Annotated in this window: 21 protein-coding genes; 5 read left to right on the forward strand and 16 right to left on the reverse strand. The window is 37.6% G+C overall.

All coding sequences use genetic code 11. From position 1 onward, the window contains the following. Window positions 1–82: 82 nt before the first annotated feature. From ABR854_RS02960 to ABR854_RS03030, 15 genes are all read right to left on the reverse strand, one after another. On the reverse strand, window positions 83–1,189 hold the full coding sequence (locus ABR854_RS02960; RefSeq protein ID WP_350263860.1) for an AEC family transporter: 1,107 nt from the start codon (window positions 1,187–1,189) through the stop codon (window positions 83–85). A gap of 170 nt (window positions 1,190–1,359) precedes the next feature. Continuing rightward, a complete protein-coding gene (locus ABR854_RS02965) occupies window positions 1,360–2,547 on the reverse strand; it encodes a pyridoxal phosphate-dependent aminotransferase (RefSeq protein WP_350263861.1) in 1,188 nt (395 codons plus the stop codon). Between the two features lie 158 nt (window positions 2,548–2,705). Beyond that, window positions 2,706–3,176, reverse strand: coding sequence for a hypothetical protein (locus ABR854_RS02970; protein ID WP_350263862.1), 471 nt, complete (start codon window positions 3,174–3,176; stop codon window positions 2,706–2,708). A 69-nt stretch (window positions 3,177–3,245) separates the two neighbouring features. Continuing rightward, complete coding sequence (locus tag ABR854_RS02975) at window positions 3,246–4,715, reverse strand: SusD/RagB family nutrient-binding outer membrane lipoprotein (RefSeq protein WP_350263863.1); 1,470 nt, start codon at window positions 4,713–4,715, stop codon at window positions 3,246–3,248. A 116-nt stretch (window positions 4,716–4,831) separates the two neighbouring features. Continuing rightward, on the reverse strand, window positions 4,832–7,996 hold the full coding sequence (locus tag ABR854_RS02980; protein WP_350263864.1) for a SusC/RagA family TonB-linked outer membrane protein: 3,165 nt from the start codon (window positions 7,994–7,996) through the stop codon (window positions 4,832–4,834). A 777-nt stretch (window positions 7,997–8,773) separates the two neighbouring features. After that, window positions 8,774–9,805 carry a hypothetical protein gene (locus ABR854_RS02985; RefSeq protein WP_350263865.1) on the reverse strand — a complete coding sequence of 344 codons (1,032 nt, stop codon included), beginning with the start codon at window positions 9,803–9,805 and terminating at the stop codon, window positions 8,774–8,776. After that, on the reverse strand, window positions 9,789–10,433 hold the full coding sequence (locus tag ABR854_RS02990) for a hypothetical protein (protein WP_350263866.1): 645 nt from the start codon (window positions 10,431–10,433) through the stop codon (window positions 9,789–9,791). Before ABR854_RS02990 ends, ABR854_RS02985 begins: the two co-directional genes overlap by 17 nt. Window positions 10,434–10,484: 51 nt before the next feature. Continuing rightward, window positions 10,485–11,156, reverse strand: a complete 672-nt coding sequence (locus tag ABR854_RS02995) for a hypothetical protein (RefSeq protein ID WP_350263867.1) — start codon at window positions 11,154–11,156, stop codon at window positions 10,485–10,487. Between the two features lie 62 nt (window positions 11,157–11,218). Further along, complete coding sequence (locus ABR854_RS03000) at window positions 11,219–11,530, reverse strand: hypothetical protein (RefSeq protein WP_350263868.1); 312 nt, start codon at window positions 11,528–11,530, stop codon at window positions 11,219–11,221. Window positions 11,531–11,550: 20 nt separating this feature from the next. Beyond that, window positions 11,551–13,305, reverse strand: coding sequence for a tail fiber domain-containing protein (locus ABR854_RS03005; RefSeq protein WP_350263869.1), 1,755 nt, complete (start codon window positions 13,303–13,305; stop codon window positions 11,551–11,553). 76 nt (window positions 13,306–13,381) lie between these two features. Beyond that, a complete protein-coding gene (locus ABR854_RS03010) occupies window positions 13,382–13,999 on the reverse strand; it encodes a response regulator transcription factor (RefSeq protein WP_350263870.1) in 618 nt (205 codons plus the stop codon). A gap of 11 nt (window positions 14,000–14,010) precedes the next feature. After that, window positions 14,011–15,831 carry a tetratricopeptide repeat-containing sensor histidine kinase gene (locus ABR854_RS03015; protein WP_350263871.1) on the reverse strand — a complete coding sequence of 607 codons (1,821 nt, stop codon included), beginning with the start codon at window positions 15,829–15,831 and terminating at the stop codon, window positions 14,011–14,013. Window positions 15,832–16,052: 221 nt separating this feature from the next. Further along, window positions 16,053–17,684, reverse strand: a complete 1,632-nt coding sequence (locus ABR854_RS03020; RefSeq protein ID WP_350263872.1) for a DUF8832 domain-containing protein — start codon at window positions 17,682–17,684, stop codon at window positions 16,053–16,055. A gap of 113 nt (window positions 17,685–17,797) precedes the next feature. Then, complete coding sequence (locus ABR854_RS03025) at window positions 17,798–19,021, reverse strand: hypothetical protein (protein WP_350263873.1); 1,224 nt, start codon at window positions 19,019–19,021, stop codon at window positions 17,798–17,800. 58 nt (window positions 19,022–19,079) lie between these two features. After that, window positions 19,080–19,583: a methylated-DNA--[protein]-cysteine S-methyltransferase gene (locus ABR854_RS03030; RefSeq protein WP_350263874.1), complete on the reverse strand. Its 504-nt coding sequence runs from the start codon at window positions 19,581–19,583 to the stop codon at window positions 19,080–19,082. Window positions 19,584–19,732: 149 nt separating this feature from the next. Between ABR854_RS03030 and ubiE the strand changes: the two genes are divergently transcribed. The 5 genes from ubiE to serA all read left to right on the forward strand — a co-directional run bounded on the left by ubiE (window position 19,733) and on the right by serA (window position 24,344). Continuing rightward, window positions 19,733–20,461 carry a bifunctional demethylmenaquinone methyltransferase/2-methoxy-6-polyprenyl-1,4-benzoquinol methylase UbiE gene (gene ubiE / locus ABR854_RS03035; RefSeq protein ID WP_350264083.1) on the forward strand — a complete coding sequence of 243 codons (729 nt, stop codon included), beginning with the start codon at window positions 19,733–19,735 and terminating at the stop codon, window positions 20,459–20,461. 24 nt (window positions 20,462–20,485) lie between these two features. Next, the gene (gene porT / locus ABR854_RS03040) at window positions 20,486–21,220 is read left to right on the forward strand and encodes a type IX secretion/gliding motility protein PorT/SprT (protein ID WP_350263875.1); all 735 of its coding nucleotides are present in this window, start codon (window positions 20,486–20,488) and stop codon (window positions 21,218–21,220) included. An 87-nt stretch (window positions 21,221–21,307) separates the two neighbouring features. Further along, window positions 21,308–21,520, forward strand: coding sequence for a membrane protein insertion efficiency factor YidD (gene yidD / locus ABR854_RS03045; protein WP_350263876.1), 213 nt, complete (start codon window positions 21,308–21,310; stop codon window positions 21,518–21,520). A gap of 334 nt (window positions 21,521–21,854) precedes the next feature. Continuing rightward, window positions 21,855–22,388 carry a YfiT family bacillithiol transferase gene (locus ABR854_RS03050; RefSeq protein ID WP_350263877.1) on the forward strand — a complete coding sequence of 178 codons (534 nt, stop codon included), beginning with the start codon at window positions 21,855–21,857 and terminating at the stop codon, window positions 22,386–22,388. Between the two features lie 66 nt (window positions 22,389–22,454). Then, window positions 22,455–24,344: a phosphoglycerate dehydrogenase gene (gene serA / locus ABR854_RS03055; RefSeq protein ID WP_350263878.1), complete on the forward strand. Its 1,890-nt coding sequence runs from the start codon at window positions 22,455–22,457 to the stop codon at window positions 24,342–24,344. Between the two features lie 68 nt (window positions 24,345–24,412). Here serA and ABR854_RS03060 read toward each other — a convergent pair whose 3' ends face one another. Continuing rightward, a complete protein-coding gene (locus tag ABR854_RS03060; RefSeq protein WP_350263879.1) occupies window positions 24,413–25,717 on the reverse strand; it encodes a TolC family protein in 1,305 nt (434 codons plus the stop codon). Between the last annotated feature and the right edge of the window lies 1 nt (window position 25,718).

Below are 25,718 nucleotides of genomic sequence, written 5' to 3' on the forward strand. Positions count from 1 at the left end.
GTTTTGGTATTTAGTTTAGTTAGATGGTGTTTCTGAAACAAAATAAAAGCTGGTGGACTTAGCTTATCTATTCAACCTTAAATTAACTTGACACTTTTGAGAGTTTCAGGAATGTTTTTGATTTTTTGAGCATGTGAGGAGCAAGTCCTAAACCCGTGAAAATCAAACCTGTAACTAATAAGGTACTCGTTTGAGCAAAAAACTGACCTGATGCTAAAATACCCATTACTAAAATCGTAGAGAGTGGCAACGAAAAAGCCAAAATCAGTACCGCTAAGTTCATATCAAAAGTTTTTCTTTCTTTTAAATAGTTTTTGTCCTCTTCTTTGAGATTGATCGCCGAAATATGAGCAAAAGGCCAAAAACTACACGAACTCAACGGTACTACGACTGCAAGTAAAATTAGGTTAGGAGTAGTGATGTTAAAGATATTGATAATCAGAACGCTGAAAAGTATCGTGATACCCGCTCTGAATAATAAAATCGAACTTACAAGTTTGATTTTTCCTTCTTTGAATTGCACGGCCAAACCGATATAAATCAACACCAAAGGAGTCATAAGACTACTGGCACGGTTAAATAATTCGGAAATTGCCGATGGTAATGACTTCATATTGATTCCTACCGAAAGAAAAATAATAGCCAAAAGCATAATAATATTGATTGGCTCCTTTACTAAACTTAGCAATAAACTTTTTACTTTTCCTTTTTCTTCTACCTCCTCAGTTTGGTTATTTTTGAGGTACATTTTCATAGCTACAAAGTAGAGAAAGTTTAAAGCAAAAAACTTATTTCCCACATCACCCATGGCGGCCAATGCCAAAGATTCATCGCCGAGAAACTCATTGATAAACGGAAAACTCGAAAGCCCTGGTGCGAGTGAAGGCAACAACATTGTGAGCGTACGCCCAGCCGAACTATCTTTTTCGATGCCAAAAATTGGCAAAAAATAAGGAGCTGTTAAGTAAATAAAGAAATTAAAAGCAAGTACAAGCACAGGGTAGATAAGTAAGGACGCACTAATTTTGATACCCATCAATGCAATGAAAACCGTTGAAGGTAATGCGATTGACAAGATAATTTCTTTGATACCATTTATTTCGGTTTTGTTTTTTATTTTACTCCTCAGAGCCAATCCCAGTCCAATAAGTAGGAGGAGGATAAGTGTTTTTTGTACAGCCTCAACCATAATTTTAATTAATAATGAAAAATGTAGAACGGTTCGCCGTAGCGATTAAGAATTACTTACTTCACAGTGTCACCTTTTCAATTAAACCACTGATTATTAACAACTTGTAAAGTATAAAATTTGGAGGAGTCATTAACTCCCCCAAATCACTCTAACCTATGACAAAAAAACTAAGATAATTCGCCCAGTGCTTTTACAAAAGACTTCATTTCGTCCATCGTTCCCATACTCACACGGCACCACGGCTTGTTCTGAATATCAAACGCACGCACCATTATTCCTTTTGCAGCCATCTTTCCTAAAAAATCCTTACCATTCATGTTGATTGGAAAAATTACAAAGTTGGTATAAGATGGAATGTATTTGTAGCCCATTTTTGTAAGGTTTTCATACAAATATTCTTTACATTCGGTGTTTAATTTTTTGGTCATTGCTTGGAAGCCAGTGTCTTCAAAACTTGCAATTGCACCTAAAACTGAAGTATGAGATATACCCATTCCACCTCTTGTGATTTTCTGGATTTTATCCAAGAATTCTGGTTGAGCTACTGCATAACCAACACGAAGCCCAGCCATACCCATGATTTTTGAGAATGTACGAGCAATGATTACGTTTTTCTTTTGAGCCAACAAAGAAACCATACTTTCTGTGCCTGTTCCTTCGGCCAATTCGAGGTATGCTTCATCAACAAAAACTGGTACTTTTTCAGATACTCTTGAACAGAAATCTAATAAATCTTTTCCTGCTGTAATGCTACCAACTGGATTGTTAGGATTACAGATATAAACCATTTTAGTATCCTTATCAATAGCTGCTTCCATCGCTTTCAAGTCATGCGACCAGTCTGATTTACACGGAATCGCTTTCCAAGTTGCACCAACCGACTCAGCTACACGAATCAATGACATATAAGTTGGGTCAGCCGAAACAACGTTTCCACCATTCATGAACAATACCAAAGCTACTTTTTCGAGCAAATCTGACGAACCTGGCCCCATCATGATGTGCTTGTCGGTTACGCCTTCTTTCTTAGCCAATTTGTCAACCAAAGTTGCCAATTCTTTCCATGAATAACGATTTCCGCCCGAAACTGACTCGGCAACTGCTTTTCTTGTGCTTTCTGGTGGCCCGTAAGGGTTTTCGTTAGCATTCAAGCGAGCCATCATTGCCGTTACGTCTGGTCTTTCATCTAAAAAATGCTCTCTCAAAAGCGGGCTATAATAAAGTCTGCTTTTTTCATCGAGACTGAAATTTGCACCCGAAAATGCACCCATTGAGATGTGCGGAGCAAGTGCCATTCCGCCGATTGTCATTAAACCTGTCTTTAATAAACTACGTCTGTTAATCATGTTGCTCATTGTATTCTTAGTTTTTTTGTTATTTGAATAGAGACTTTTTTTGAATTAAGAATGAATAATTGATAATGTAAAATGAATATTCAATGGACAAATAAGAACTTTATAAACTATTGATAATCAAAACATTTTCAATTATCCATTTTACATTATTCATTAATTTACTTTGTTGCTGTTAATCTAAAATATTTTGTAAACGATACTTCTTTGTACGTTGCCGAACAAGCTAACTGAACCGAAGAACCTACCGCTGGCGTAGCAATACCAAGCGATTTCCAAGAAATTTTCAATGTTGAGCGACCAGTACCATCAGTTGTCACATCCGAAATTTTTGTACCGTTTCTGAGTTTAAATGTTACTGGAACAGCCGTAGCAGGAATGCTATCAATACCTACTTTGAAATCAAGTAAACCATCTTTGTTTAATTCTAACAAACGCACAGTGATTGAAGCGTCGGCCGAAGCAGATGAAACAATGGCTGGTTCGGTAGTTAGGCCATTGGTTTTACCAGTTGGATCTTCAAAAATTACCAAAACTGGTGCTACAACTCTGTCAACAAATGGGTCGTCAACTTTACATGAGGTTGCTACAAATCCTAAAAGTATAGTGCTAAAAAATAGTATTTTCTTCATGTTGAAATTCGTTTATGTTTTTGAATACGGGGCGTATGCGATACGCCCCTACGAAAATATTGTTTGAATTTACTCCGTCCACCAAAGTTTGGTTTTCATGTTATCAGCTCCATTGATTTTGATACCTTCGTCAAGTTTTGCTTTATTCAACGAATATTCAGTAGTTGGATACGGCAAACGAGTTGGCACAACACCATCGTTTTCAAATACCGCTCTGGCATCACGTGGAGAAAACTTAGGAAAACCTGTGCGACGGAACTCTGTCCAAGCCTCAACACCTTGTCCGAAAAGAGCAATCCATTTTTGTTCGATGATTTTTTCTTTAGAAATCGCTCCAACTGTTGTCAAATAAGTAGCTGGAGTTGTGATGCCAAACTGCGTAAATGAAGCATCAATTCCTTTTTTGAAATAATCATCTGCTTTGCCTACTGTAATATCACCATCGAATGCTGCTTCGGCCAAAATGAAATTCAATTCACTGAAAGTCATAATGATACTTGGAGCATTTGCTTTCGTGAAATAATCTGTCAATACTGAAGCCGAACTCAAATATGTAGTAGCGATTGCATCAGGCAAACCATTCGGAATACCTTCGTAGCCACCTGCCTTATTTTTTGTTGCAAAAACGCCCAAACGAGTATCACCCAAAGCCGTTAGTTTATCAACAACCGTTTTACTGATACTCCAGTCAGTACGACTACCAACAATCATTACTTCGTTCCATTCATTATTACTTGGGCGAGAAGCCGTATTTGCTAAAAGTGCATTATCGGCATTGCTTGTAAAAATCGGATATTTGGTAGCATCTGAAAGGATTTCGTTCATAATTGCCTTAGATTCAGCCGATTTTTTAGCTGCTTGACGATTCGCCAAACGCAAACGAAGCGAGTTAGCAAATTTCTTCCATTTCAAAATGTCACCATTGTAGATAATATCTCCCGAAATAGCTGGCCCACCAACTGTCAATTTCTCATTTGCAAGTTTCAAATCAGCCAAGATTCCTGCATAAACTTTATCCATTGGGTCATAAGCAGGTGTGTAAATTGGCGTTTCAGCCGTTCCTTTAATAGATTCTGTGTAAGGAATTGCACCGTACAAATCTGTTAAAAGTGAAAATGTCCACGAACGCATTACGAGAGCAGCACCTTCGTAGTTTTTGTTCGGACTTTTGCCAGTTTCACTCGTTTCAGTAATGATTCTTTGAAAATTCAACAAGCCATCATTATAAAGTGACTTCCAAGTATTGTTATAGAACGTTGGCGTAATACCGTAATTATCGCCTTCGTTTGAGTAAATATTACGTGCTAAATATTGCACCCAAAGCATTGCTCCATCAAGGTTCAAACGCTCAAAACGAACATTCCCCCCCCAATATCTATCAACTGCTTTTTCGGTAGCATAAGGAAACAAATATTGAGCTCCGATAGCCGTTGGGTTATTTGGGTCGGTATTCATTTCATCGAAATCTTCCGTACAAGAACTAACCGATGAAAGCAAACCAACAAATGCGAATGAATATATAATTTTATTGAGTTTCATATTTGTCAAAATTTTAGGTAGATAATAAAGCTGTTGGCGATTAGCTTTTAGCATTTAGCTTAATTATTTCTTTTAAAAAGCTAAAGACTAATGGCTAAAAGCTAATCGCTTTTCACTTAAAAACTAATCGAAAGGTTTGCACCTACACTTCTTGAATTTGGTAATTCGCCATAAGCAAAACCTTGTTGGTTAGCTCCGAAACGGTCAACTTCTGGGTCGATGTGTGGCGTATTTTTGAATAAAATAGCCAAGTTTCTACCTACAATCGAAAGTTTAGCGTTCTGTAAGTGTAGCTTTGATAAAACCGATTTAGGAATAGTATATCCAAATGAAACTTCACGTAATTTGACATAAGAAGCATCGAAGATTGCTGCTTCGTGATAACGACGAGGGTTGTTATAGCCAATCAATTGGTTGGTTGCTACAATCACGTCGTTTGGTACATACTGAGGATTTTCGGTAGTTCCAATATTCATTACGCCTTTTCCGATAATACCTTCTTCACGACCAACGGCTGTTTCAGCATATTGACCAGTCCAACGAGCGGTACCTGTACCTTCGTCGAAAATATCTCCGCCGATTTTTGCATCAATCAAAGCTGTTAATGTAAATTTCTTGTAAGTGAAAGTATTTGAGATACCTCCCATCCAATCAGGTTGGATATTACCCAAGATTCTTGGTGTAGTTTCCACTACTGGTAAGCCATTGGCATAAACAATTTGACCATCAGGAGCATGTTTGAAACCAATACCAAACAACGCACCGTAAGGCATTCCTACTTGGGCAATTGAAGTCAAACCTCTACGCTCTTGGAGTGTATAGGTTGTTAGACCTTCGGCCAACGCGATTACTTTATTGCGGTTACGAGAATAATTCACGGCTATATCCCACTTGAATGAATTTGCTTCAAGCACTTTTCCTGAGAGCATAATCTCGATGCCTTGATTAGTGATTTGACCTGCGTTTAAGATACGTTTGTCATAGCCACTGGCCTTCGAGATTTCTACTCCGAGAATTTGGTTTTTAGTTGACTGATTATAGTAAGTGAAGTCTAATCCGATACGGTTTTTCAAGAATTTCAAATCTAAACCTAACTCTATACCCGTTGTAATTTCAGGTTTCAAAGTGGCATTTGAGATTGTCAAATTTTCATAATAGGCTGGTAATGAGCTATTCCACGAACCACCCGCACGGAAAGTTTGTGCCAGTTGATACGGGTCAGCATCGTTACCTACTTGAGCCCAGCTTGCTCTTACTTTTCCATAAGAAAGAATATCTTTAGGATAATTAATAAGGTCAGTAATCACACCACTCAACGAAACTGATGGGTAGAAATACGAACGAGCATTTGATGGAAGCGTACTCGACCAGTCGTTACGAGCAGTTGCATCTAAGAATAAAGCATTCAAATAGCCCAATTGTAATGAACCATAAACACTTTGTACTTCGGCTTTTTCGATACGACTATCAATTGTATTTTGGCTTGGGTTTGAGTTGGCTAAGTTATAAACACCATCAACAACTAATTCATTAACGTTGGCAAAATTACGTTTGTAATAATTGCTTCTCTGAGCTGCACCAGCCGAAGCCACCAAATGAAAATCTTTTGTGAGTGATTTTTCATAAGATAATAAGGCATCGTGGTTGGTTTCTTGGCGGCGTAAAACTTCCTCCGAATAACGACCAGGTGTACGGTTTCCGTTACGAACTCTATCAAAGTTAATAATATTGATACGGGTATCAGACCACATATCTGTACCGCTTCTGAGCATTAATTTCAATTCTGGTGAGATGGCAAAGTTTAAGGCAATGTTTCCGACTAAACGGTCTTTATCATTCGTAAAAGGCAATTTTTCGCTTGTATAAAACGGATTCGTGAAGAATGTATGCTGCCAGTTTGCAGGGTCATTGTCAGGTAATCTTCCTGCCACAGCTCTTTGAATATGCACATCGGCATAATCCGCATAATTTGCCAGTTGATCCCAAGAAACGTGGCGGTGCGACCAGATAAATTGGTCACCACTTTGATAAGTACGATTACCACCCGATTTCACATATTCACCAGATACAACAGCAGTTATGAATTTAGAAACCTTATAATTTGAATTGATCTTAAAGTTATTTCTATAGAAATCATTAAAAGCCATCAAACCTTTTTGGTCAAGACGACCAATACTTAATCTGAAGCTACCTTTATCATTTCCACCCGAAAGAGCTAAATTATTCGATAAAGTAGTACCAGTTTGCCAGTATTCGTCCCAGTTATTTGGTTGTGGCGTAAGCGGAGCAACATCCTTTCCCGTAAACCATTGTCTAACCAAACGGCCATCAAGTGGAGCTCCCCAGCTTTCGTCAGTACCGTCAGTACCCGTTGTTGAGCCAGGTCTTACTGTTCCGTAAGCAGCTTTGTATTGGTCATAGGCATCAGGGGCAATCACACCACTCCAACCATCTGAATACCAAGTTACATAACCCGAACCACCACCGTAGCTATTTTGAAAATTTGGTTTAACCAACGGACGCTCAGCCGTAAAGTTTGAGTTATACTCGATACCAAGTCCTTTTGTACCAGCACCATCTTTGGTTGTAATCAAAATTACGCCGTTAGCGGCACGTGAGCCATAAAGAGCAGCAGCATTTGGTCCTTTTAAAACCGAAATATCTTTGATATTATCGGGGCTAACTTCTGAAATACCACCACCAAATTGTTTGTCGAATTGTTGTTGAATCGGCACACCGTCAACAACGATAAGTGGTTGATTATTACCAGAAACCGAAGAAGCACCACGAATTTGAATAGTTGAACCACTTCCCGGGCCACCATTAGCGGCAATTCTTACACCAGCCATTTTACCAGCAAGCCCGTTGGCAATGTTATTTGAGCGAGCTTCAACCAAGCTTTCGCCTTTGAGTTCTTGCTGTGAATAACCGAGTGATTTTTTCTCTCTCGAAATACCAAGAGCCGTTACAACAACCTCATTTAAGGTTTTTGTATCGGGCTGTAACGTTATATCAAATGTAGTTTTATTATCAATTTTAATGTCAGTAGTGACATACCCAATAGCACTAAAAGTAAGAAAAGCACCACCTGCTGGCACTTTCAACGAAAATTTACCATTAGCGTCCGTAACAGTTCCAAAAGAAGTTCCTTTTACAGTAACCGAAGTTCCAGGCAAAACGCCCTCGCTTTCAGAGCCAACGACTCCCGAAATAACCTTATCCTGTGCTATTATCGCTGACGATAATAGCAAGCAAACTAATAGGTAGAAATTCTTCATCATAAATGTTTGGTTTAAGTTAGTTTGTTGTTCCCTTTTCAGCCGAATTATTACGAGACTCCGACCGCTCGGTTTCGTAACAATCGGCCTAAAGGGAAATTATTATAGGGGCCAGTTTGGATAAAGTGTATCTTTTGAGTCGAAAATTCTGCGTGTAGAAAATTCAACTTTATATAATCTTAGTTTTCTTGGCTCGATGGTTTCCTGCCATCAGTTTTAATTATGAAATGCTTTTGTTGCACTCCAAATTCCGCATTTTAAGCGTAGTATTTTTAGGCTTCAAGCAACTTCCCTATTGCGGTCGGAAAAGAAGAGCTTGATGAAGAGTTGTTGTACTTATCAAAGAATCAATGACTAAAAGTATCAAGTGTAAATCGAATAAAAAAATTTTTATCAAAAAAAAATGAGTTTTTATTAAAAATAATTAATTATTTATCATATTTAATTTGAAAAATACAATTATTAGATAAATATCAATAAAATATCATAAATACACTTAACGAAAACATAATTTCACACATGTTTCATTTTTTGATATTTCTATTACAAAAATTCATTTTTTACATAAAATAGGTTCAAAAATTTAATATATTTTTGAAAATATTACAAAAAATAACAAAAATAGGTTTTCAACAATTATTTAAAACAACCATATATAATTGCAATATTCTAATTTTAAGTATTTTTACTTATCTGCGTATATATCATAAAAAAACACTCAAGCACTAATGCTTGAGTGTTTTTTTATGATTATCTATTAAAAGAATAAATCCTATCGAATTAGTCTATTATTTTTGTATTTAAGAAGTCTCTAATAGCTCTATTTGTGATTGTGGCTTCATTAGATTTGCCGCTTGAAATAATTAACGATGTACTCGAAAGATTTGCCAAATTAATAACAGTGAAATATTTCGAGGTGCTGTTTCCTTCAAATAATTGAAAACTAATAAATAAATACTTTTGATGGTCAATTCCTACCACTTCAGATTTTTTATCAACTTTTACTTCTCCCGAAGATTGGAACAACATTCCTGTTCGGGTTTCGTGCCAGCCTGAAGTTTCGGGTTTGTAAGTCAACTCAATAATTCCCAACTGAGGTGTTTTTATTTTATCGAAACGGGTATTCTTAAAAACCTCATCGTCGAAATTATTTAGACAATACATTTTATCTCTCAACTTATATATATGTATGGGCGAGTTTTTGGTTTCATCATATTGTAATTGAGTGAATTTTTCATAAAAATCACTTTCCTTGTTTGTCTCAAATTGTTTGGCTGATGCCATTGCTCGTTTTATCCAATAATCAGCCTCTTGAGCTTCGGTTTTGTCTTCAAATTTGCGTTTTGACTTCAATTTTTGGTAGAAAACAATTTTGTTTCCCTCAAAACAAACAATGTGCTTACCTTGTGGAGTTGAGATGAGCGGAGTCTCCGATTCTTCGGTAGTGCTTCTGTTATAAGTAAATTTTTCAGATTTTACGCCAATCAAATTGGCCGTTGAATCGAAATAAAATTGGTCAACGTTCATATAAGTCTCACCAAAACTTTCTCTTTTTATCTTAGTGAGTTGATAATTTTCATCATAAAAAGCATATTCCATACCACCTTCGAGCGACTCTTCACTTTCAAATTCATTGAGCAGCGAATCGCCAAAAATTAACTGACTATCAATCTCTTGCATCAATTTTTGCGGAGTTTTCTTGGGTATTTCTATGGCGGTTTTGAGCGAATCGGTGCTTTGCTGCTGTTCTTGGTTTTTCTGACAAGAACTGAATATTGTGCTGATAATCAATAACTTAAAAATCGTCTTCATTGAATGGCTTTTTTATGAGTTGATATTTCGATAAACTACTCGGTGCGAGTGTATAATAATTGAGTGGTTTAGGCAGAAAATCATCATTACATTCATAAATCATCGAGCGGATTTTGATCTCTTTACCTTTTTGGGGCAAAATCCAATACGCAATATTTTTATGATTCTCGAATTTCTTGATTTCATGGGCAAATTTTGGGTCAAATTCAAAGCTTTTGAGCGTAAGTTTAGGCATGAAAGTCTTACTTACATCTTGAAATTGACCGTTTTTATAAGTCAAAAAAGTAATTTCCGTGGTAATATCGGCACACATTCCACTATTTTGAGTTACAATGGCAATCAGAAAGCCGTCAGAAAATTTCCAGTAGGTCATCACGAAAGCCAATGATTCTGAATCGGTGTCGGTGATAAAATTGAGGTAGCCGTTTTTTGCATCATATAAATTCAACACAAAACCATCTGCTTTTTGAGTTGAAAGCAATTTTTGCTTGACTGTATTGGTTACTGACTTGTTTGTGAGCGTATTTTTGAAATACTGACTCGGTACTTTCATGAAAAGCTCACCAATATTTTGAGCAAAAGAATTGGTGCTGATAAAGAAAATAAATGCAAATAGTTGGATTTTCATGGCTAAAGATAGTTGGCTTAAATTGTCAGTGAGGACACTGACAATGGCAATTTATATTTTTTTTCGAGGCACGCCCGATGAATACGTTTTCTTTCCAAAAGATTTTTTCTCGGAAGCAAGATTCGATGGCATCGAAACGTATCTTAACCAAGAACCTTTTATATCATCTCGATATAATCTGACATTGAAAGTTTGCTCAATTACTTCTGTCTCAGTATTACTAAGCATGGTTTCATATTTTGCTTTCATCTTAAACTCGACAGATGTTGGCTTGTGCCAACGCCAATCGGGAGTATCAGAAATATGCGGTTTTTCGAGCAAATCAACCATTCTATAATACCTTCCTCCAAAAAACTGAGTCGGATTAGCATTTATCAAGGTCATAATTTCGGTTTCGGTTGGGTTCGGAATCCCTTCATATTTATTCGATAATGTTCGGAATTTCCAGTAAGAATAACCGCCACCGCCAGTATATTGATAAACGGCATCGCCCGCTACGATTAGTTTGATTCCTGCAAAATCGGAGTTTCTGACAACTTCTACACCTCTTACGTACTCCCAATTTTTGGTGTCTTCATTCCATTGTTTCGTACCCGTAGATTTTGTAAACCTAAATGAAATGACACCCGCATTACCCACATCTTTCTTGATTTGGGCTTCAGAAGGCTGTGCAAAAACACTTGTAGAAAAAAGTATTGCTATGATAAAAAAGAAAGTTTTCATGGCTAAAAAAGAATTTAAAAATTGTCAGTGAAACACTAACGGAATAAAAAACAGCAGTTTGTTTAATTTCTATTTCGACGATTTGATTTCTTACGAGCAATTTGTCGGCTGGCTTCGTTTTGCTCGTGATTAATGGCTTTACGTTCGGCTTTAGTAACTTTACCGTCTGAGCGAGCCGCATTTTCCATGGCTTGCACTTCGTTTTGTTTGTGCTGAATTTGAGCTGCTTCTTTGGCTGTTATTTCACCACTTGCTCGACCTTGATTCACTCGTGCGTTTTGTTTGGCTTGGCGTTTATTTACTTGTGCCATTGACACATTCACAATTGATAATAATGCAATTACGAGCGATAATTTGATTAAATTCTTTTTCATGGTAATAGATTAGTTTGGTTTTAATTATTCAATCTTGCTTCAATGTTATCAAGGCGTTTTAAAAGTTTTTCGTTATGTGATTTTAGTTGAAGATTTTCGTTTTGAAGATTTTCGATTTTCTGATTCAAGGCTTTGATTGATTCAATAATCATGGGGTCAAAATCTCCATAACTACTTGATAAATAACCTTTTGAATCTCGCTGAACTTTTGTCGGAAACACTTCTTCTATATTCTGAGCAATAAAACCGTGCATTGTTCCTTTGGGGCGTTGTTCGCTTGTGATATTATCATTCCACTCGTAAGTAACGCCTTGCAAATGAATGATTTTATTGAGCATTTCCTGACTATCAAGTGCTTGAATGTTTGTCTTTAAGCGGCGGTCAGATGTAAAATTCCAATTGCCACTTCCATCATTTTTATAAGCTGAACCATTTACTTGAAAAGTCTCCGTGCGGTTCAGAATTGCTCCTGCTGCTCGGTTGATTCCGACACGATTGACTGCAAAATTTCCTGAAATAAGCACCTGAGAAGAATCAGAATTTTCGATAAGTAAATAATCATTTCCCGAAAAACCATAACCAGCTTTATAACCTAAAACTACGTTTCTACTGCCATTTGTATTGGCATACATAGCATAATTGCCGATGGCAGTATTGTGGTTTCCATCAATATTTGCATACGAATTATTGGTGCCGATACTGATATTTTCGTAACCACCAGCCGATTTATAAAGAGAATTTTTGCCAATAGCTACATTATCATTCGTGAAAGTATTGTAGAGTGCATTTTCGCCTAAAGCAATATTATTTGTGGCATAAACTGTGTTTCGCATGGCATTTTTGCCAATTGCCACATTTCTATTTCCCGAAGTATTATCATATAAAGCCGAATCGCCGATGGCTATATTATGATAAGAGCTTGTTGCAAAAGCATTGGCTAAACGTCCGATGGCAATATTATTATAGCCCGTTGAGTTGAAGAACATGGCAGAGTCGCCGATTGAAATATTTTTATCGGAAGTGGTATTGCTGTAAAGTGAAAACGCTCCAATAGCCACATTATATGAACCAGTAGTATTGGTATAATTGGCTGACCGCCCAAGCGAAACATTACCCAAACCTGTCGTATTATTATTAAGTGAACGATGCCCTACGGCAGTATTTGATAAACCTGTAGTATTTGAACCTAACGCATTCCTACCGACGGAAGTATTATAGGAGGATGTATTGGCATTTAGTGCAAAATATCCAATAGCAGTGTTATCGACTCCAAAAGCATTTTTGGCAAGAGAATTTCCACCCACGGCTACATTAAAACTGCCTGTTAGATTAGCCGTGAGAGCCGAATAACCAACCGCAACATTATTAGTAGCGGTTGTACTCTTATTGAGTGCCATTGAGCCGATGCCAACATTATTGAACCCAATAGAGCTTACTTCTAATACTTTTGCACCTACAGCTACATTATCATTGCCAGTTGTATTAGCTAAAAGAGCATTGTAGCCAAATGCTGCATTATTTTCGCTATCACCTATGCTCGGAGCATTTATCGAATTATTTTTCAGAGCATTTGCCCCAAAAGCAGTATTATATTTTTTGCCAACATTAAATTTCAGAGCATCCGCTCCAGCAGAGGTATTGGTAGAATCATAGCCAGCCGTATATGTTGTTCGTACTCCATTTGGTGTGAGAATAATACTCGAAGTATTGTTTTGAATAACTGATTGTGCAAATGTTGTAAAGGAAAGTAAAAAAAGAATTAGAACTTGTTTCATGGCGATAAGATTGAGTTTTGATATGACAAATTTCAATCTTAAAACCAGTCTATTTTTCACCTATTCGGGTGATTTTTCAGGAAAACCCTCTCAATTTTGCCAATAAACTCGACCTCGAATTGGCTTCCATTTTCAAGTAAATACTATTGATTTGGGTTTTGATGGTATTGATAGAAACAAACAAACTATCGGCCATTTGTTGGTTGCTTTTTCCTTCGTAAATCTGTTGTAAAACCGCAAATTCACGCTCAGTGAGTGGAGATAAAATTCGAGCGTTTATTTTATCTAAATTTAGGGCAGGTTGTGTATTTTTTTGCTTTTGTGAGAAATTGTAAAGGGCTATTTCAAGCGTGGCGATTAGGTTTCGTTCATCAAACGGCTTTACTACATAGCCAAGTGGCTCGGTGCGTTTGGCACGTTCGAGGGTTTCTTTATCGGCATACGAAGTAAGAAAAATAAATGGCAAACCGTATTTTTCGTTGATGACTTCGGCAATATCAACGCCTGTTTTGCCAGCACCCAAATTAATATCCAGCACCACGGCATCGGGTGCGTTGAACTTCAATTCGTAAACGGCATCTTCGTAATCATAGGCAATGGCCGAAATCTCAAAATCGTTGATTCTGAGTTGGTTGGCAATGTCATCGGCAATGAGTGGTTCGTCTTCCACCACCAAAATTCTAACTCCTGTCATAGCTTTGTTAATTATTCAAAATCTTTTTCCATGATTCGGTTCAATGGAATTTTCATCACGAAATTTGTTCCTTCATTATTATAAATATTCAATTCTGCTTTCATTTTTGCTGAAAACGAACGAATAATCTGATAACCGAACGATTTGAGTTTGCTTAAATCAAAATCTTCGGGAACACCCACGCCATTGTCTTTTACTTGTAAAACCAAATAATTTTGCTCTTTATTGACATTCACAATTAAACTTCCCGAACGATTTCCTGGGAAAGCATATTTCAGCGAATTTGTCACTAACTCATTGATTATCAAACCTAAAGAAGTTACGGTATCAACATCTAAAACCATTTTATTGATATTGGTTTGAAGCAAAATTCGGTCTGGTTCGATATTATACGATTGAAATAAACTTTGAGCAAGTTTAGTAATATATTCGTTGATTTCGAGGTAAAGTTGGCGGTCTTCTTCATATAAATTCTGATGAATCAAGGCCATTGATTTTACTCTATCACGGCTCTCTTTGATTGACTTTATGGCTTCAGGGTCTTTCAAATGTTGCGATTGCAGGCTCAATAAACTCGAAATTACTTGCAAATTATTCTTTACTCGATGATGTATTTCTTTCATCAAAAACTCTTTTTCGCCGAGAGTTTTGGTAATGACTTCGTTCTTTTGGGCCAGTTCTAAATTCGATTTCTGACGAACTTTATACAGATACAATCCTAATCCAATAATACCCAAAAGACCAATCAAACCAATGATAAAGAGTTGTTGTTTTTGCTTAGAATCATTGATTTCGAGGTCTTTTAGTCGGTTTTGGTTGTTGAGTAGCTTGATTTGCTGCTCTTTTTGGTCGAGTTCATATTTCTTGATGATGCTTGCCAATTTTTCGTCTTTTTCTTGGTTATAAAGCGAATCGTTGACGGTCTGAAATTTCTTTAAATACAAATATGCTTTATCGGGCTTTCCCCATTGAGCATAAAGTTCGTGTATATTCTTGAGTGTATTGTGTATGTGCGTAAGCGATTGTAGTTCTTCTTGAATATTTAAAGATTGAAGTAAATGTTTCTCGGCTTGGTCGTAATGCTTCAATTTTAGTTGCACTAACCCAATATTCGTGTTATTGATAGAGAAAAGCAAGGCATCTTCTTTTAAGCTCACCAATCGGTTCGACTGATTGAACATTTCAAGGGCTTTGGCATATTTTTCTAAGGATAAATATGCAGCTCCAGCCGTAGAAAGTGCTGTTGCTTCGGCAGCTTTATCGCTTGTTTTTTGGAATATTTTTATGGCATATTCGGCAGTTTTAATGGCCTTTTCGTGCTGATTTTGTTTCGTATATTGGGTTGCCAAATTATTAGAAACATTGCCAATCCACTGTTCATTTTTTATTTTTTTGAAGATTTCTAAGGCATTTTCAAAATACAAAATCGTTTCTTTGGCTTCGTCTCTTGCCTGATGAGCCGCCGCAATATTATTCATTTCGATGCCAATGTAGAGCGAATCTTTCAAAACTTGATAGCGTTTCAAGGCTTCTAAATAATACGGAATCGCCTTATCGGCATTACCAAGTGTGGCTTGGCTCATGCCAATAAAATTAAATCCACGAGCTATCTCGGCCTTTTGATTGGTTTTTTGGGCAGTTTTTAAATATTTTTCGGCATAACCCAAAGCTTCATTCGGATTCACGAAAAGTGTTTGGCGAAAAACTTGATTCAGAATTTTTAGTTTACTCGAATCGGCTTTGGCAATGCTCAACTGCTTCAAAAGGCTATCTTTTGGTGTTTGGGCAAAAGTTGAGTTTATAATTAATAATATGAGTAAAACTTGTTTCACACACGATGATTTTAAGTTGTAAAATAACTCCTAAAAAAAAGATTATTTTTCACCCCAAAAGGTGATTTTTCTGGCCTAAACCAAAAAGCTACTAAATTTCTCAAAAATAAGAAATTTAGTAGCTTTCGTGCGGATAAACTCATATAATTCACAATTTTCAGAAGACAACCTAAGAACGAATTACAAATTGTATGACCATGGTCTTGTGGACTGTTGACTATTTATATTACATTCGCATCAAAAACACCCGTCAGGATTTTGCCATCACGCTTTACTTGCAGCCAAACACGATAATGCCCAGCCTTCGGAAAGACATAAGGAAATGTAACCTGTCCACCATGATGCCCATCAACTTCGTGCTTCATATCACCCATCAATAATTTATCTCGTTCGGCTTCAGTCATTGATTGTAGTTTTGCCAATACATTATCCACGCTATCTCTGAATTTCTTTGCGTTATTGAGTCTTGGGCGTTTATTATTTGTCTCGTCGATACGTTTTTGCAAAACCTGCACAGCCGTTGACGAATATGTACCATTAGGGTGCAAATGAATATATACACTTGCATCATCTTTGATAACAGCAGCATGGCCCATCATACCCAAGTACGTTTGTAATTCGGCAGGTTTACCATCAGGTGTAAGCACTGAAAACTTCAAATCATAGACTTTGCCAGCCATAAGATTTTGGTTTGGTTTTTCTTCCCAAACAATGCTTGAACCATCTTGCAGCTTGGTTTTCACACCTGGACTTCCACAAATCGTGATGCTTTCATCAACCACCGAATTAGCACTTTTATTAATTGCATTCGTCACAACAAAAGTATCGTCCGAGTCGCCTGTGAGCTTTGGCATTACATTTACTTTTGGCGTTTGTGGAATTTCTACTGTGTCAGTAATCGTATTTTGCAAGCTATGATAACGCAACACATCGGCAAAAATTAAATATTTTCCTGCGGGCATATTGGGTAGCGGAGCTTCAAAGGTAAGTGTATCTTTTCGAGAAGGATGCAAATGAGCAAATACTTCCATCGAGCCTTCTTTTACCAAGAACATGTGCATTAGTTTCCCATGGTCAGGAATGATAAAACTCGTCGAACGGCCATTAATAGAAGCCGAATCTATCTTAAAATTCAAAATTCTCTGCCCGCCTCTCAAACTCACACTTGATGTAGCCGTATAGGGTCGATAGATATTTCGTTGATAATCAGCCGTTTCGGCATTCCACCACATATTTCCACCAAACAAAAGCAATCCACAAAACGAAGCTCCAATCGTTGAGCCTACAATGCGGCGTTTCTTAGTTGAATTATTTTCACGCTCTCCTACTTTCAGTAAACTATCACCTGTGCTTGCTCCTATAATCGTAGTCATGATTCCGACCAAAAGCAGAGCCAAACCTGCCAAAATCCAACCCAACGAACTTGGCAGTTGGCGTTGAGCCGTAGAAAGTGCCGCAATCGGAATCAATACTTCACCTTTCCCCCTTGCTCCTTCAATGACTACTTTTACGCTGGCTGCACCATTTTCCATGAGCCAAATTTTGCCTTCGTATTTGCCTGCTTCGGTCATAATTCCCTCATCAGAACGAGGCGAGCCTTCATCGCCAGTCCAATAATAAATCGGACTCATTTTTACACTTTTTATATCGTTTCCGTCAACCATGACAGAAACTTTGGCCGTTCCTGGAATTACATCAGGTGGCTCAACATATACTTGCACGCTGTAATTTCCAGCTTTACCTTCATGCACAACGCCAGCACTGCCGATGTGCCCCCTAACCCCTAAAGGGGAAGAAAAGATGAATAAAAAAATATATTTAAAAAAACTATTTCTTGATTTTAAGAATACCATTTCTCTGAAATTTAAGTTTGACTTTTTGGAATATTTTAGCGTGTAATATTGAGTGTTTAGTTCTAAAATTTTCTATTCACTCATTCTTACATTCACTCATTCGCTCATTCTTTTTACCTCTGCACTTGTTTCATCCAATTTCCCCAAGCAAGACCGATGCGTGTCGATAAAAAGCTAAAAACAAATGAAAGACTAATGCCTATTATCCATTCAGACAATGGTTTATTACTCCACGGACCAAACTTAAAGCGGTATTCCCAATCGGCATCATTCTGAAATGACCAAGATTCGCTACCCCAAAACCAATTTCGGGCCAATGGCGATTCGTGTAAAAATGTCCCAAACGGGTAGTGTGTGAGAAGTAAAATAATTGTGTACGCCCCTCCTAAAATGAGTGCTAAAATCCAATCGTTTTTGGTCGAAAACTTATCTCGTAGCCAATCACTGACAAATGCTGGAATAAACAAAAGCAACGGAAAACCGAGTGTTTGATAGGTAGTGATTTTATTATGAATCGGCCCCAAAAGAGGTTCGGCAGGCAAAAGCCTTAGCGTAGCATTCACAGCCCAATGGAAAATCAAGAATATGATACATATATAGGTAGCTCCCCATTTTTTGTTTGAAGCTCGACCCGCTGCAAACAAAATAAATGGAAATGCAGCACTGGCAACTTCATAAAACGAAGGCTCGTGCATTGCCCAACGCCCCAAAGATTCAGAAAGGAATGTAAAAATAGAAGTGATTAGAAAAGCCGCCGTGAAAATAAACATCCACTGCAAACGATTTGTGCGTTTAGCATTTTCTTCGGTTGAAAGTGAGCTTATTTTTTCACTTCGATTCAAAAATGCCAAAACAGCTATCATCGCTCCCATCTGTACGCTCATCAGCCCCAACAACAAAACTGCGTGTGGAGGAGAAAGAATCTGCACATCAAGGCCATAAGTATTGTGCCACCAATCATCAAATGGTGCCGATGTAAGCGAAGCAATTCCGCCCCAAATACAGAAAAGTCCACCCAAAGAACTGTAAAAAATGCCCCAAAACTTTACCATTTTTCCTTTTTCGAGTTGATTTCCCCAAAACGAAGTTTTCAAAACCTGATAACCCGAGAAAATACCTGCGGCAGCCGCTCCGATGTACGTCACTACATGCGGAGCCGAAAAAAGGCCATCACGACCGATGCTCATGTGCCAAGCAATGTCCCACAAGATGCCGAGAATCACGCACATTGATGCAATTACGCTCACATATACATAGAGCGGAATGGCCAGTAAGAGTTTTGAAGAGGATGAAAATTCTTTTTCGGTTGTAATAGACTGATTAATAGCCGTTTCCATAGATTATTGATTAGTTTGTGTAATGACATTTCGATTGTTTGTTACCCCTATTGAAGGACTAAAATAAACCCAATTGTGCCTGATTGGGCAAACTTCCTTCATGCCGAAGCAACCATTCTTTTCGCCAAAGGTCGCCACCGTAGCCGACCAAACTACCATCCGAACCGATGACTCGGTGGCAAGGCAAAATTATCGTCAGCGGATTATTGCCATTGGCCGTACCTACTGCCCGAATGGCTTTTTCATTGCCAATTCTTCTTGAAAATTCAAGATACGAAATCGTTTTACCGTAAGGAATGGTTTTTAGATATTCCCACACATTCCGCTGAAAATCAGTTCCTTGTGTCTGTAAAGGCAAATCAAAATCTCTAAGTTTTTTGTCGAAATAAGCCTCAAACTGCCTAATACATTCATCAATGATTGGCGAATTTTCGAGTGTTTCCTCCAACTGTCTGCTTGGCTTCTTTTGGGCTTCTCGAAACAGTACGTGAGTCAAGAAATCATCGTTTGCGATAATCTCCAAAACGCCAATCGGAGAGGAATAATGCTTGATATATTGCATAAATTGTGTTCTTCTTCATTCGATTTCAAATATACAAAAAGTATCTCTCAAAAACTTTTCTGATAATCAATCAGTTATCAATTAGTAGTTTTGTAATTTTGTAAACTTATTTTTAACATACACAAGCGATTTTGTTGAATCGCTCTACGATAATGGTAGTACCTTACAAAGAAAAAGACAGCAGCAAGCGTGAGCAAATTGCCGAAATGTTTGATAATGTTTCGCCTAAATATGATTTCTTGAACCATTTGCTCAGTGGTGGAATTGATTTTTGGTGGAGAAAAAAGGCTATTTCGATGTTGCGTGCCGAAAAACCACAATTGATTTTGGATATTGCAACGGGTACTGGCGATTTGGCCGTTGAAGCCGTTAAGCAACTTAAACCCGAAAAAATAATTGGCGTTGATATTTCGGAAGGAATGTTATCGTTTGGGCGTGAGAAAATGAAGAAGCTGGGTTTAGAAAGCAAAATCGAACTTCAAATGGGCGATTCGGAGAAATTGCAGTTTGAAAGCAATACTTTCGATGCCGTTATCGTTTCTTTTGGAGTACGTAACTTTGAAAATCTTGAAAAAGGTCTAACCGATATGTGCCGAGTAACCAAATCGGGTGGAACGTGCATGGTCATGGAATTTTCGAATCCTAAAGCTCCCGTTATTAAGCAATTATACAATTTTTACAACGCAACAATCCTGCCTTTCATTGGCCGATTAATATCAAACGATAGTTCGGCTTACAGCTATTTGCCCGAATCAGTAAAGGCATTTCCAGAAGGAGAAAACTTCTTGAAGGTATTTGAAAAAGCAGGATTTCGTCAGACAAAATGTATTCCGCTTACGTTTGGCGTTTGCTCAATTTACATTGGCAAAAAGCCTTGATGAGTTTTAGTCTTTAATTTATTTATGAAAAAAATCCCTTTTCTTAGATTTACGATTAGTCTTTTTTTAGTAGCCATCCTTTCAAAAAATGTGTTTGCACAACAAACTCGTCGCCATTTTCAGGCCGATTATGATGCAAAAACATTGAGATTTGGTTATTTTTTGGGTCTAACAAATACTTATTTTAATGTAAAGTTTAATAACTATTTTGTCAATAAAGATAATTATTATAGCATTACCTCTCCCCCCGTTCTGGGTCTAAAAATGGGAGGTTTAGCCAATTTCAGACTCAACGATTATTTCGACTTTAGGGTTTTGCCTACGGTAGCAATTTATGGCAGAAGGTTAGAGTATAAGTACATTGATATGGCTCTCCCCGACAGCGACCCTAATAAGTTTAAAGAAAATACTGAACTTAGAGAAACAGCTTGGTTTGAACTTCCGATGATGTTTAAGTATAAATCTGAAAGACGCGGAAATGTGAGAATGTATGTATTTGGAGGATTACGCTATGCCGTGGAAACCAACGCCGTGAATAGAAGAAGAAGACAGCAGTTTGTTACAAAAACTAACGATTTTAGTGTCGAATATGGCACAGGAATTGAATTTTTCAGAGAATATTTCAAGTTTTCGCCCGAAATTCATTTTTCACATGGACTCAACAACCTCGTTGACCCTGTAAACAATAGAAATACGCCCCTTCAAGGCGTTGACCGCTTGACAACACACACGGTTACGCTCTATATATTATTTGAATAAAGTAGATATAAGATTTGAGATACGGGATAGGAGATTTATTAAAAATATCTAATCTCGCTTCTCAATTCTCGCATCTAAAATCTTAAAATGAAATACATCGCCATTTTTCTTGTAAGACTCTATCAAGCAGGCATTTCTCCTTGGTTTCCGCCATCGTGTCGCTACACGCCTACTTGTTCTCAGTATTCTGTCGAAGCATTTCAGAAACATGGCTTTTTCAAAGGATCTTGGCTAACTATCAAACGCATTGCTCGTTGCGGCCCTTGGAGCCATTCTCATGGCTATGACCCTGTTCCTTGATTGGTTAATGGTTAATCATAACAATTCCTCCAATACGCAGTTCCATGATAGCGAGTAAATAATAAAAATTTACCAAGCAAGATTTCATTCATAGCCAATAACTAATTTCCCAATAACAAGTCTACCAATAACCAGTCCACCAATTTCTCTGTAATCAACCTCCCCCAATAACTAATCACAAATAACTAATTTTCACAAAATATTCTACTGTTTTTAGGACTATTTAAAGAACTTTCTTCACTATTTATTTATTTCTATAAAATCAATAGTCTTTCTAACTTGTTGTTCTAAAATAGTCCGTAAATTTGAATTTACAACAAAACCTTTTTCGTCAATGACCTCGGCAATGACACTCGAACAACGACAGTATCCTATCGGAAAGTGGACACCTAAAAAAAACTATTCGGTCAAAGAAATCGAACGTAATATTGCTATCATTGAGAAGTATCCTGCTAAGTATAAACGACTTACCAAGAAACTTTCCGACGAAGATTTGGCCAAAGCTTACCGTGAAGGAGCGTGGAATGTGCGTCAATTATTGACCCACATTTCTGATATGCACATTATGCACTATGCCCGTTTTAAACAAGCTCTTACTGACGAAAATCCAGTGGGCTACATGGCCAACATCAATGCTTGGAACGCTACCGCCGAAATATCCAGTACGCCACCAGCCGATGCTTTATTATTGCTGGAAGCTACACATAAAAGATGGGTATTTTTGATGAAAAACATGTCAGAAAACGATTTCGATAAAACTTTCTTTCATGCACTACGTCAGTTAAATCTCACGTTAGCACAGGCACTAAGCATGGCTGCTTGGCACACTAAACATCATTTTGAGCATATCAAAATAGCATTACAATAAATAAAACTCTCATTTAAAATAAATTCCCCAAGATAATCATGCATTGCTGTTAGGGGTTTAATTCATATGAACAATACCTATTATATTATAGATTTTGATAGCACTTTTACGAAAGTAGAAGGCCTTGATGAACTCGCCAATATTGCTTTGGCAGGAAGTGCCAATCAGGAAAAAGTTGTATCTCAAATCAGAAGCCTGACCGAGCAAGGCATGAATGGCGAAATCACTTTTTCGGAAGCACTCAGTCGCCGAATCGAATTGTTAAAAGCCAATCGTTCGCACATTAATCAATTAGTTGATTTTCTTCATACACAAGTGTCGGAATCATTCCAACGCAACGAAAAATTCTTGCGTGAATTTTCTGACCATATCTTAATCGTTTCGGGCGGTTTCAAAGAATTTATTGTGCCAATCGTTACGTCGATGGGTTTGAAAGAAGAAAACGTATATGCCAATACTTTCGTTTTTGATGCCGAAGATAATATCACCGGGGTTGACCAAGAGAATGTTTTGGCTCACGAAAAAGGCAAAGTAAAATTACTAAGCTCATTGAAACTCGATGGCGATGTGTATGCCATTGGTGATGGCTATACCGACTACGAACTCCGTGCTTCGGGGCTGGCCAATCGTTTCTATGCTTTTACGGAAAACGTTAAGCGTGAGAAAGTTACGGCCAACGCCGACCACATTGTGCCATCGCTCGATGAGTTTTTGTATTTGAATAAATTACCTCGCAGTCAATCTTATCCGAAAAGCCGCATTAAAGTTTTATTGCTCGAAAACGTTCACTCAGTTGCTATCGAAGCATTCAAACGTGAAGGTTTTGATGTAGAAACGCACAAAGGGGCAATGGACGAGGAGGAGCTATCAGAGAAAATTAAAGGAGTTTCTATTTTAGGACTTCGTTCAAAAACTAATTTGACAAAAAAAGTTCTCGAAAATGCCGATAAACTCATCACAGTTGGTGCATTTTGTATCGGAACAAACCAAATCGACCTTAAAACTTGTACCGAAAAAGGCATCGCAGTTTTCAATGCACCATATAGTAATACTCGCTCAGTAGTAGAATTAGCCATCGGCGAAATGATTTTGTTGATTCGTAATGTGTTTACGAAAAGCAATCAAATGCACGCTGGCAAGTGGGACAAATCGGCCAATAATAGCTTCGAGGTTCGTGGTAAAAAATTAGGTTTGATTGGTTACGGACACATCGGAACACAACTTTCAGTTATCGGTGAAGCTCTCGGTATGGAAGTTTACTTCTACGATATTGTAGATAAAATGCCCATAGGAAACGCTAAGAAATGCCGCTCTTTAGAAGAAGTTTTACGAGTTTCGGATGTGGTAAGTATGCACATTGATGGCCGTAAAGAAAATACCAATGTTTTTGGCAAACGTGAGTTTGAAATGATGAAAGATGGCGTGATTTTCATGAATCTTGCTCGTGGCCACGTAGTCGAAGTGCCTGCTTTGGTTGAAGCCATCAAATCGGGAAAAGTTGCTGGTGCTGGTGTTGACGTTTTCCCTTACGAACCAAAAACTAACAGCGAGCCATTTGAGAACGAATTGCGTGGTTTACCAAATGTAATCCTTACGCCACACATCGGCGGAAGCACCGAAGAAGCTCAAGAAGGCATCGGACTTTATGTACCTGAGCGTTTGCTCGAATACATGAATAACGGTAGCACAACGGGCAGCGTAAACTTCCCAGAAGTACAATTGCCATTGCTTCGTGATTCGCACCGTTTATTGCATATTCATCAAAATGTACCAGGTATTTTGGCCAAAATCAATAATATTTTTGCGAAACACCATATCAATATCATTGGTCAGTATCTGAAAACCAACGAAACGATTGGCTACGTAATTATGGATATTAGCAAAGGTTACACCAACGAGTTTATTCAAGAAATCAAAGACATCGACGAGACGATTCGTTTCAGAATGTTGTATTGATATAGTTGTAGCACAATTTTCCAAAATGTTACGATAAAGAAACAATTTAGAAAATTGTGCTACCTTTCTCACCAAAACTTCACTCCCGATAATCTACCGATTTCAAGTTTGGCCAAAAGGGCCTGATAATCGTATTGCAATAAATTAAATTTTGCCTCTTCTAAACCTGTCTCGGCAGATTGTATTTCGAATGGTGTACTTACTCCGTTTTCTAATCGCTTTTTGGCCAGTTTCAAGCTATATTCTGCCTGATAAATATTACTTGCCGCCAATTCTTTTTTCTGACTCGCTACTTTTATATCGTTATAGGCATTTTCGAGGTCACGACTAATCTGTATTTTCTGAGATTCGGTCACTTGCTTTGCTGCATCAAGATTTATTTTAGCAATTTGAGTATTGTATGCTCCACGTTTTCCTGTATAAATCGGAATTGAAAGCTTTACCCCTACCAACGAATTGGGTCTTAAAATAGAAATATCAGGTAAATAACCATTACGCACACCCACCGACGCATTGGCCGCCAAAGTAGGCAAACTACTCATACCCGAAATTTTCACTTCTTGAGCTAAAACACTTTCTTTTGTAAGTAAACCTTTCAAATCAACGTTATTCTGAATCGCCTCATTATAAGCACTTTGCAAATCTGTTTTACCATAAGCAAATTGTAGTTCAGCATTCGCTGGAATTAATTTTCTTGCATCAGAACCAATCAAAGAACTCAAGAAAATATATTGTCTTTCGAGTTGGCCTTGTAGGTCTATCACTCGCATTTCAGCATTTTTGTAGCGTACTTGTACCTGCACAGCATCATAATCAAGTGCATCACCACTTTTTATGCGGTCGGCAATGATTTTGCCATTTTCCTGCACCAATTTTACTTGGTCTTGCTGCACAACAATGGCTTTTTGCAAGTAAATAATGCTATAATATAATTGCGAAACTTGGTAAGCCAACGTATGTTTCAGTGTCTCGATTCCGCCCGTTTGTTGCTGAATTTCGAGAACCGTTTTCTTTACCCCTTCCTTAAATCTTCCCCAATCATAAATCACATACGATGCACTTACCCCAACATTATAATTATTATGTGGTTGGAATTGTATTTCACGTGGTTCGCCATTAACGGGCAATGTTGCTTTTGCAATTGGGTCAACTCTTGAGTAGCTTACATCGCCACTAACTTGTGGTTTAAGACCCGTTTCTTGAACTTTGATTCGGTAGTCGCCCGTGCTAAGTAACTGCTGTTGCTCTTTTACTCTTGGCGAATATTCGAGGGCTTGATTAATAAGTTTAGAAAGTACTTGCTCGCTACTCTGAGCAAGCACTTCGTTACCTAAAAACAAGCAAACAATGATTAATAATTTATTGATTTTCATT

The sequence above is a fragment of the Emticicia sp. W12TSBA100-4 genome (assembly GCF_040253585.1).
Lineage (GTDB): Bacteria > Bacteroidota > Bacteroidia > Cytophagales > Spirosomataceae > Emticicia.

Bases quoted from the DNA above. Each gene is read 5' to 3' on its own strand.
- ABR854_RS02960 (WP_350263860.1), bottom strand. From the start codon at position 1,189: ATGGTTGAGGCTGTACAAAAAACACTTATCCTCCTCCTACTTATTGGA.
- ABR854_RS02965 (WP_350263861.1), bottom strand. From the start codon at position 2,547: ATGAGCAACATGATTAACAGACGTAGTTTATTAAAGACAGGTTTAATG.
- ABR854_RS02970 (WP_350263862.1), bottom strand. From the start codon at position 3,176: ATGAAGAAAATACTATTTTTTAGCACTATACTTTTAGGATTTGTAGCA.
- ABR854_RS02975 (WP_350263863.1), bottom strand. From the start codon at position 4,715: ATGAAACTCAATAAAATTATATATTCATTCGCATTTGTTGGTTTGCTT.
- ABR854_RS02980 (WP_350263864.1), bottom strand. From the start codon at position 7,996: ATGATGAAGAATTTCTACCTATTAGTTTGCTTGCTATTATCGTCAGCG.
- ABR854_RS02985 (WP_350263865.1), bottom strand. From the start codon at position 9,805: ATGAAGACGATTTTTAAGTTATTGATTATCAGCACAATATTCAGTTCT.
- ABR854_RS02990 (WP_350263866.1), bottom strand. From the start codon at position 10,433: ATGAAAATCCAACTATTTGCATTTATTTTCTTTATCAGCACCAATTCT.
- ABR854_RS02995 (WP_350263867.1), bottom strand. From the start codon at position 11,156: ATGAAAACTTTCTTTTTTATCATAGCAATACTTTTTTCTACAAGTGTT.
- ABR854_RS03000 (WP_350263868.1), bottom strand. From the start codon at position 11,530: ATGAAAAAGAATTTAATCAAATTATCGCTCGTAATTGCATTATTATCA.
- ABR854_RS03005 (WP_350263869.1), bottom strand. From the start codon at position 13,305: ATGAAACAAGTTCTAATTCTTTTTTTACTTTCCTTTACAACATTTGCA.
- ABR854_RS03010 (WP_350263870.1), bottom strand. From the start codon at position 13,999: ATGACAGGAGTTAGAATTTTGGTGGTGGAAGACGAACCACTCATTGCC.
- ABR854_RS03020 (WP_350263872.1), bottom strand. From the start codon at position 17,684: ATGGTATTCTTAAAATCAAGAAATAGTTTTTTTAAATATATTTTTTTA.
- ABR854_RS03025 (WP_350263873.1), bottom strand. From the start codon at position 19,021: ATGGAAACGGCTATTAATCAGTCTATTACAACCGAAAAAGAATTTTCA.
- ABR854_RS03030 (WP_350263874.1), bottom strand. From the start codon at position 19,583: ATGCAATATATCAAGCATTATTCCTCTCCGATTGGCGTTTTGGAGATT.
- porT (WP_350263875.1), top strand. From the start codon at position 20,486: ATGAAAAAAATCCCTTTTCTTAGATTTACGATTAGTCTTTTTTTAGTA.
- yidD (WP_350263876.1), top strand. From the start codon at position 21,308: ATGAAATACATCGCCATTTTTCTTGTAAGACTCTATCAAGCAGGCATT.
- ABR854_RS03050 (WP_350263877.1), top strand. From the start codon at position 21,855: ATGACCTCGGCAATGACACTCGAACAACGACAGTATCCTATCGGAAAG.
- serA (WP_350263878.1), top strand. From the start codon at position 22,455: ATGAACAATACCTATTATATTATAGATTTTGATAGCACTTTTACGAAA.
- ABR854_RS03060 (WP_350263879.1), bottom strand. From the start codon at position 25,717: ATGAAAATCAATAAATTATTAATCATTGTTTGCTTGTTTTTAGGTAAC.